This window comes from Kosmotoga sp., from assembly GCF_982836095.1.
This window is the reverse complement of the sequence record NZ_CEYIHJ010000024.1, coordinates 12,081-17,412: the sequence shown is the minus strand read 5'-3', so window position 1 is coordinate 17,412 and position 5,332 is coordinate 12,081. Positions and strand designations below refer to the sequence as shown.

At 40.0% G+C, this 5,332-nt stretch carries 9 protein-coding genes; 7 read left to right on the top strand and 2 right to left on the bottom strand.

Annotated elements, in window-relative coordinates:
• Both AC3LHT_RS03065 and AC3LHT_RS03060 read right to left on the bottom strand, forming a co-directional pair.
• Nucleotides 1–399: queuosine precursor transporter (locus AC3LHT_RS03065; RefSeq protein WP_488661939.1), on the bottom strand; the 399-nt coding region annotated here is incomplete at its 3' end.
• A 137-nt stretch (nt 400–536) separates the two neighbouring features.
• Nucleotides 537–1,139 (bottom strand): CYTH domain-containing protein, encoded by a 603-nt coding sequence (locus AC3LHT_RS03060; RefSeq protein WP_488661938.1) that lies wholly within the window; start codon nt 1,137–1,139, stop codon nt 537–539.
• A gap of 112 nt (nt 1,140–1,251) precedes the next feature.
• Here AC3LHT_RS03060 and AC3LHT_RS03055 point away from each other — a divergent pair, with 112 nt between their 5' ends.
• The 7 genes from AC3LHT_RS03055 to AC3LHT_RS03025 form a co-directional block, all read left to right on the top strand.
• A complete protein-coding gene (locus AC3LHT_RS03055; protein WP_488661937.1) occupies nt 1,252–1,611 on the top strand; it encodes a DUF1292 domain-containing protein in 360 nt (119 codons plus the stop codon).
• Nucleotides 1,612–1,683: 72 nt separating this feature from the next.
• Complete coding sequence (locus AC3LHT_RS03050; RefSeq protein ID WP_488661936.1) at nt 1,684–2,349, top strand: 5'-methylthioadenosine/S-adenosylhomocysteine nucleosidase; 666 nt, start codon at nt 1,684–1,686, stop codon at nt 2,347–2,349.
• A gap of 17 nt (nt 2,350–2,366) precedes the next feature.
• On the top strand, nt 2,367–2,705 hold the full coding sequence (locus tag AC3LHT_RS03045) for a histidine triad nucleotide-binding protein (protein WP_290667190.1): 339 nt from the start codon (nt 2,367–2,369) through the stop codon (nt 2,703–2,705).
• Complete coding sequence (locus tag AC3LHT_RS03040; protein WP_290646589.1) at nt 2,705–3,316, top strand: class I SAM-dependent methyltransferase; 612 nt, start codon at nt 2,705–2,707, stop codon at nt 3,314–3,316. Before AC3LHT_RS03045 ends, AC3LHT_RS03040 begins: the two co-directional genes overlap by 1 nt.
• Nucleotides 3,297–3,932 (top strand): energy-coupling factor ABC transporter ATP-binding protein, encoded by a 636-nt coding sequence (locus AC3LHT_RS03035; protein ID WP_290646587.1) that lies wholly within the window; start codon nt 3,297–3,299, stop codon nt 3,930–3,932. The genes AC3LHT_RS03040 and AC3LHT_RS03035 overlap by 20 nt, the downstream gene beginning before the upstream one ends.
• Nucleotides 3,916–4,725 carry an energy-coupling factor ABC transporter ATP-binding protein gene (locus AC3LHT_RS03030; protein ID WP_488661935.1) on the top strand — a complete coding sequence of 270 codons (810 nt, stop codon included), beginning with the start codon at nt 3,916–3,918 and terminating at the stop codon, nt 4,723–4,725. Before AC3LHT_RS03035 ends, AC3LHT_RS03030 begins: the two co-directional genes overlap by 17 nt.
• Nucleotides 4,718–5,332: DUF554 domain-containing protein (locus AC3LHT_RS03025; protein ID WP_488661934.1), on the top strand; the 615-nt coding region annotated here is incomplete at its 3' end. The genes AC3LHT_RS03030 and AC3LHT_RS03025, both read left to right, overlap by 8 nt.

Sequence of the window (5,332 nt, the reverse complement as noted above, 5' to 3'; positions counted from 1 at the left end):
CCAAAAATGGAAAGCCCACACATCGTGCCACTGGCTTGTGAGATAAGCTATCAGAGAGGCAAGAGTAACCCTTGGAATTGCACCGAGGACTGTTGAGAACTGATCCTGTGCTTTGAAAAATTCGGCAGGTGGTAATATAACAGCGATGAAGGTTAAGAATGGAACAATGGCTGCTGAAAAGAATCCAGCAACAACAACCTGTGCAGCCTTTTTTCTACCATACACCTCAGAAATGACATCTGTTATGGCAAAGGTTATTGGATACATGAATACGCCTGCAGGGACAACGAATCCAAGAATCGTGACAAGCTTAAAAGACACGATGTTTGATACAACAAGAGCAGTTATGAATATCGCAGCCAGGAACAAAAAGGCATTGCTCAAACGTTCTTTTTTCAAACCCAATACCTCCTTAGCAGATCTCAGGTCATAATTCTACCACTCAATTCTCGGAATATTTCGGCTTTTGTGAAAAGCCTAAAATAAATTTTATTTAAATAATGGGGTTAAGAGATTCAATGAATCTTAAGACCCCGCTAAAGTGTTTTTGATTGGTGATAGATTTTACTCAATATACCAATGAAAGTGTCTCTCTGAATTTCAGGCAAGGTTTCGGCTTTCAATTTTTCCTTCATATATGTGACCAAATCTATTTTGGGCTTTTTAGAGAGTTTCCACGCCGTATATTTTTCGTCTTCGCTCACCTCACGAAAGTATTTTTGGGGAAGATTCCAGATCTCCCATGGTCTCGGCATCTGTGTCCCAAGGATTTTTAGCTCAACTTCTGTGACGAAACCAAGTTCTGGAAAATAATAATTGTCTATCACACCCTCATAATTTACGCCCGGGTACAATCTTCTTAGCTTGGTTACCAAAGGCGAATTTCTTAATTTTGAAAACATATCAGTTGCTTTATCTAAAGCCAATTCGTGTTCTTTTTCTATTCTGATAAGTCCCTTTCCTCTCTTATATGTTGAAATCCATTGTATTTTTCCTGCGTTGTCTACTTGTGTTCTTATTCTCACTTCCATTTCATCTGATAAATACCATTGGGAGATAAGCAGAGTCTCTTTTGCCCGATTTAAGATATCTGTTAACTCCCCTGCTATAACGAGATATTTTCTTTCAAGCTCAAGCAATTTCTTCCCTCCTTCTTGCTGTTACATCTTAACACAGGCTTAATTGTCATTATTTCTATATCATGATACCATTGTTTGAATAAATATGTTTTTATGTTCGGAGGTAGTTTTTATGGACGAAATGAAGGATTTTGGCCATCCGCAAGATCATGAACACGAACATGATCATGAGCACTTTGATATGTTCGCGATTTCGGATGAAGATGGTAATGAACACAATTTCGCATTAATTTCTCAACTCGATGTAGATGAAAAGCACTATTGGGTATGCCAGGAAGCTTTTGTAGAAGCCGAAGAGGTAGTGGGCTTTGACGAAGAATCCTATGTGGTTTTTAGAGCATCAGAAGAAGATGATGGAAACATAGTTCTGAATTCGCTTGAAGATGATGAATTTGAAAAAGTCAGCAAAGCATGGAATGAAGAACTATCACGCATTACAGCAGAAGAAATTGAGGAAGAAGCGGAAGAATAATACGAGATGCACAAAAAAGGGGGCTTATGCCCCCTTTTTTAATTGTATAATTTGTTAATGGGGGTGATTTAAATGCTTCTCATAGAAAGTGTATTTTTTCCAGAGATACGTCCTATCGTTGACAGCATGCTCACGTTAGAGACAGGCGAAATTATGGGGAGGCTATTCTCAAGGGGGATAGTTGGTCAAAATGAAGTAATCGCTATTAGTGGGTTTATTGGAAAAGTTGAAACTACAGCTGTTACCCAGAAGATGATCGACCGCTTTTCGCCCAATATCGTAGTACTGGTTTCTGGAGCAGGGGCGCTTGATCCCAACCTTAAGCCCGGTGATATTGTTGCGGGAACCGAATTTCAAGAATATGACCTTATTGTACCCACCAAGTCAAATTCTACGAGAATCACGTCCGTAGATTCAAATACCATAGAACATGTTCAAAACTTTTTCCAGGAAGCAAAACTTGGAAAGATCATCTCTGGCGATAGACTTGTACAAAACAGTGAAGAGCGTGACGAACTATTCAGGAATACCTCCGCATTGTGTCTTGATATGGACTCGGCTGCGGTAGCAAGAGTAAGCCAAATGAACAAACTACCCTTTGCTGTCTTTAAAGTGATTTTGGACATGTGTGATGAAAATAGCGAACGCGATTTCAGTGTTAATTTTAATCGATTTTCGGCAAAACCGGCGGAAATTATCCTTTCGATTTTAAAAGAACACGTGCTCGATATAAAATGAATGGGAGGAGGGTATCTATGGATTGTATTTTCTGCAAGATAGTTTCCGGTGAAATTTCGTCTCAAATCGTTAAAGAGACAAAACACTTTTTGGCTTTCAGAGACATCAACCCAGTGGCTCCGACGCATATACTCATTGTTCCAAAGATGCACATTGAAAAACCAGCTGAGTTGGCATCACTTGGTGATAGCGCTTTGGGAGAACTGTTCACTCTTATTCAGGAAATCGCTGAGAACGAAGGGATAGCTGAAACAGGGTTCAGAACTCTTTTTAACACCGGGAAAGATGCCGGACAAGAGGTTAAGCATTTGCATTTACACATCATAGGTGGAAGAAAGCTGGGAAGGATAGGATAATGCGGGAAAACTCCTTTGAACATTATTATACCCAAAAGCCCTCTTCATCTTTAGAAACAAGAGAAGTTACAATAAGGCTTAAAAACGGCAATGTGTACCGTTTTATAAGTCCAAGTGGTGCATTTTCTTTTGGGAAAGTTGATAAAGCGAGTCGACTGCTTGTTGAATATGCTGAAGTGGAAGAAAATGACCGTGTACTCGATCTTGGATGTGGTTATGGGCTCATAGGCATAACCATAAAAAAAGAACATCCTGATATCACATTGTTTATGAGCGATATAAATGAAAGGGCTTTAAAATATGCCAAGATTAACGCAAGGGATAACAACATCACAGCTGAAATGCGGCAGGGGCATTTGTATGAACCCTGGCAGGGGTATGAATTTGATGTTATACTTTGCAATCCTCCAATGGCTGCGGGGAAAAAAGTGTGGCAAGAAATCGTAAACAAGGCTCCATCATTTTTGCCATCAGGTGGAAAGCTGGAGATTGTGGCATTTCATAACAAAGGTGGAAGCCGCTTGGAAAAAACAATGAAAGAGGTCTTTGGAAACGTTAGAACCACGATTAAATCCGGGGGAATACGGGTATATGTGTCCCTCAAATTCTGAAATCATCTCCGTTAATATTTTCAGAGCTGGCTATGAAAACTTCAATATTTTTAAGGATTTCAGCTTAACGGTTAGACATGGTGAGTTTCTGGGGATATATGGCTCCAATGGAGCGGGTAAAACCACTCTTTTAAAAGCAATTGCTGGATTCCCCCCCCCACTCTTTGAAGGTGAAGTAATAGTAAAAGGTAGAGTTGGTTACGTTTTCCAGAATCCGGATAATCAAATAATTGGTGCGACAGTTGAAGAGGATATCCGCTTTGGGCTTGAAAATCTACCGCTGGATTGTGAAACTATTGAAGCGCGTCTTCAGGAAACTCTATTAACCTTTGACCTTGAAAAATTACGTTCAAAGGATACGCTTACCCTCTCCGGTGGTCAAAAGCAAAGACTTGCAATTGCTGCGATTATGTGTTTAGACCCTGATGTTTTGCTCTTTGACGAACCCTTCAGTATGCTTGACCGTAGAGAACGGCGGGCCATAATGAGTTTGGTAAAATCATTACGGAACAAACAAATAACTGCCGTCATTGCCAGCACAAATATGAAAGATTTGACTTTTTGCGACAAGGTGATCAATCTCAATGGAGGGGAAAGCCTTGATAGAGTTCGATAATGTGAGTTTTTTGTACAATCCTGATACACCTTTTTCTGAGGCTCCTCTCAAAAATGTTAGTTTGCGTATTGAAAAAGGCACTCTTTCGCTTTTGCTTGGTTCCAACGGTGCGGGAAAAACCACTTTTCTTTTGCTGGCAGCAGGACTTTACCGTCCAACCCTGGGGAATATTTATATCGAAGGCTCTGATACTGTAAAAACCCGTGGATCCTTTATCAGGAAGCTTATAGGCATTTCTTTTCAACACCCTGAAAAGTATTTCTTTGCTGAGACAGTTAAGGATGAGATATGCTATGCAGCTCGGGAATTCGGTTTTGAAAATGTTTCAGAAAGATTTAGCAAGGTGATGAATATTCTCGAACTTGATGCCAATCTCTTAAGAGATCGTTCGCCATTTTCCCTATCCGGTGGTGAAGCAAGAAAGGTGGCAATCGGTAGTTCCATTATTCATGATCCAGAGATTGTCTTTCTTGATGAGCCAACGGTTTCTCTTGATATAAATGGAATAACATGCATTAGAAAGATTGTCAAAGAGCTTAAAGCAGAAGGTAAAACTGTTGCCATTTCCACACACTGGCCAGAATATTTTTTGGATATCGCTTCTAATATAATTGGTCTTAAAGAAGGAAAGCTGTGTTTTCACGGCAGTGTGAAAGAATTTCTCAGCAGGTCGGAAAACTGGTATGAAAACCTTGGCCTCTTTGTTGAAGAAGGTTTGTATGAAATCAAAGAGCATTTTATGAAGACAGGGATGGTAAACACTTTTAACCCTGTGAGGTGGATAAATGCTTAACCTCTCGGTGATTGTCAATACAATAGCGGTTTTAGTAGGTTCCGCCATGGGAATTTTTGGTGGAAAATGGCTTTCAGCAAAATACAGAAATGTGCTTTTTAAGGTTATTGGTTTGTTAACCATTGGTCTTGGCATTAAGATGTTTTTTGAATATCACAATGCTTTGGTAGTGTTAGGAAGTTTGGCAATTGGTGGTATTTTGGGCGAGACCTTTGAGTTAGAATCGAAGATTGGCAAACTAACCGGTAAGGACAAAAGCGAAGATTTCGTGACCGGCTTTATCACAGCTACACTTCTTTTTGTGGCTGGCCCAATGACTGTGATCGGATCGATAAAAGCTGGTGTTGAAGGAAATAACGAGATCATTTTTCTAAAATCTTTGATGGATGGCATTTCCTCTGTTATGCTTGCAGCGAGCTTTGGAACGGGAGTCCTTTTTTCGGCAATATCTGTATATGTTGTTCAAGGCGGTCTTGTATCTCTGGCATCATTCCTGAGTTTTTTGCAGCAGCCATCATATCTGGGAGATTTCTCCGGTACAGGCGGTTTGATGTTATTGGCTCTGGGAATCAGGCTCCTTGAGATAAAAGAAATAAAAGTTGGAAAT

What these genes read in the sequence shown, in the direction of transcription:
- AC3LHT_RS03055 (WP_488661937.1), top strand. Translation starts at nt 1,252, where the DNA reads ATGGACGAAATGAAGGATTTTGGCCATCCGCAAGATCATGAACACGAA.
- AC3LHT_RS03050 (WP_488661936.1), top strand. Translation starts at nt 1,684, where the DNA reads ATGCTTCTCATAGAAAGTGTATTTTTTCCAGAGATACGTCCTATCGTT.
- AC3LHT_RS03045 (WP_290667190.1), top strand. Translation starts at nt 2,367, where the DNA reads ATGGATTGTATTTTCTGCAAGATAGTTTCCGGTGAAATTTCGTCTCAA.
- AC3LHT_RS03040 (WP_290646589.1), top strand. Translation starts at nt 2,705, where the DNA reads ATGCGGGAAAACTCCTTTGAACATTATTATACCCAAAAGCCCTCTTCA.
- AC3LHT_RS03035 (WP_290646587.1), top strand. Translation starts at nt 3,297, where the DNA reads ATGTGTCCCTCAAATTCTGAAATCATCTCCGTTAATATTTTCAGAGCT.